At 62.4% G+C, this 2,354-nt stretch carries 3 protein-coding genes; all 3 read left to right on the forward strand.

What is annotated here, in order from left to right:
- The coding region (locus tag KDL09_RS18770) for a DUF1501 domain-containing protein (RefSeq protein ID WP_294388623.1) at positions 1 to 1,419 on the forward strand (1,419 nt) is incomplete at its 5' end.
- Between the two features lie 21 nt (positions 1,420 to 1,440).
- Positions 1,441 to 1,782, forward strand: coding sequence for a TfoX/Sxy family protein (locus tag KDL09_RS18775; RefSeq protein ID WP_294388625.1), 342 nt, complete (start codon positions 1,441 to 1,443; stop codon positions 1,780 to 1,782).
- 55 nt (positions 1,783 to 1,837) lie between these two features.
- A partial coding sequence (locus tag KDL09_RS18780; RefSeq protein WP_294388627.1) for a DUF1501 domain-containing protein occupies positions 1,838 to 2,354 on the forward strand: 517 nt, incomplete at its 3' end.

The raw sequence follows: 2,354 nt of genomic DNA on the forward strand, positions 1-2,354 counted from the left end.
CTGGCGCTCAATGCGATGATGTTTCGCGACGGCGTGGCGCAGGCCGCGCCTTCGGAGACCGATGTGCTGACGGCGTGGCAGACGGGCGAGGCGAAGGCGAAGTCCGTGATCTGGATGTTCATGATCGGCGGAACGAGCCACATGGAGAGCTTTGATCCGAAGCCCGAGCTCACGAAATACGGTGGCATGTCCATCGACGAAACACCATATCGCGAAGCGGCCGATCAATCGCGCATCAACAAAATCCTCGCCGAGCCCGGCAAGGAGAAGCGTGAGGTCTTCAAGAAGCTGATGCCGCTGATCGCCGGTCACAAAAAGTACGGCCAGAGCGGCATCGAGGTCAGCGACCTCTTCCCGCACATCGGCGGCGTAGCGGACGATCTCTCCTTCCTGCGCGGCATGTGGACGATCGACAACAATCACGGCGCGCAGCTCACCTTCCACACCGGCCGCAAGATCGGCGACACCGGGCATCCCACGGTCGGCGCCTGGGCCAGCTACGGTCTCGGCACGCTGAATGCGAACCTGCCGGAGTTTGTGGTGCTGGGTGAACCCAGCGCCGACTGCTGCGGGCGCTCCTTCACCTACGGCAGCGCGTATCTCGGGCCGGAATACGGCGGCGTGCGGCTCAAGGTGGATCCGAAGAACCCGCTGTCGTATGTGCATCCCGCCGATCCGAATCTCACGCCGGACGAGCAGCGCGACGCCTTCAGCCTCATCGGCGAATTGAACCAGCTTTCCGGCATCGACTATCCGACGGACGCACAGCTCAACGCCCGTATCAAAGCTTACGAGCTCGCTTTCCAGATGCAGATGGCCGTGCCGGGCCTGATGGATTTCTCCAAGGAGCCCGAGCACGTGAAGCAGCTCTACGGTCTCGATCGCAAAGAATGCCTGGCTTTTGGATCGCAATGCCTCGCTGCACGTCGTCTCGTGGAGCAGGGCGTGCGCTTCGTGCAGCTCTTCCATGGCTACAGCGGCAACGCTGGCCGTTGGGATCATCACAAGGACATCGCCAAGCTCATGCCGCCGATGTGCGCCGAGATCGACCAGCCCATCGCGGGTCTTATTCACGATCTCAAACAGCGCGGCATGCTCGATGAAACGCTCATTGTCTGGGGCACCGAATTCGGTCGCACACCGGGCGCGGAGTTCCGTGACAAGAACGTCAGCGGTACCGGGCGCGATCATCATCCGCACGGTTTCACCTGCCTGATGGCCGGTGGCGGAGTCAAAGGCGGCTTCGTGCACGGCGCCACCGATGAACTCGGCTTTCACGCCGTCGAAGGCCGCCAATACGTCACCGATCTGCACGCCACGGTTCTGCATCAACTCGGACTCAACCATCGCATGATGGTTCCCGGCCGTCAGCGTCTTGAGCAGGACTTTGGCAATGTGATCCGCGATATTCTGGTGTGACGAAGCAGTCTGCCCACGACTATGGCCTACGATCCGTCTCTTGCTGATCGCGTGATCGATGCCTTTACCGCACGGCGGGTGCGCTTTGCCACCAAGGCCATGTTTGGCGGCCTGTGCTTCATGGTGGATGACAAGATGTGCGTCGGCATTCTCGACGAACGACTCATGGTGCGGCTCGATCCTGCGGATGAGGCGGCTGCTTTGAAGCGTGCTGGCTGCAAGCCGATGGACTTCACTGGGCGTCCGATGAAGGGCTACGTCTTCGTCGAACCGCGTGGTCATGCGTCGGAGGCACAGTTGAAGCACTGGCTTGATCTCGCCCTGGCCTTCAACCCGAAGGCGAAGGCGTCGAAGAAGGGCTGAGCGTGTTCCATCGAAAGTAGCGCGCCGTCTTGCCCGTAGTTTGCCGGTCACTTCCATGCGTTCCACCCCCACCTTCTCCCGCCGCCAGATGCTGCACGCTGCCTCGTGCGGGTTTGGCTATGTGGCGATGTCGGGAATCGCGAACGCGGCGGGCGCGGGCCTGGATGCCCGGCCGCCACGGCTGCGTGCGAGGGCACAGCGCGTGATCTTTCTGAACATGTCCGGCGGCCCGGCGCAAATGGACACGTTTGATTACAAGCCGCAGGTCGGGCAGAAGCCGCACGCCGGTTCGGTGGCGGAGTTCAAACGGCGCGGTGAAAGCGGCCTGTGGGTGTCGGAACTGCTGCCGAACATCGCGCGGCATGCGGACAAGCTTTGCGTTCTCAACGGCATGACGGCCGACACGAGCATCCACGCGCAGTCGATGCTGCAACTGCACACCGGCGACCGTCTGCGGCCCTGCCCGAGCATCGGCTCGTGGGTGGCGTATGGTCTGGGCACGGAGAACAACAACCTGCCCGGCTTCATCAGTTTCAACACCGCCAAGCCGACCGAATACGCCGCCGCTCAAC

This window comes from Prosthecobacter sp. (assembly GCF_020439865.1).
Taxonomy (GTDB): Bacteria; Verrucomicrobiota; Verrucomicrobiia; order Verrucomicrobiales; family Verrucomicrobiaceae; genus Prosthecobacter.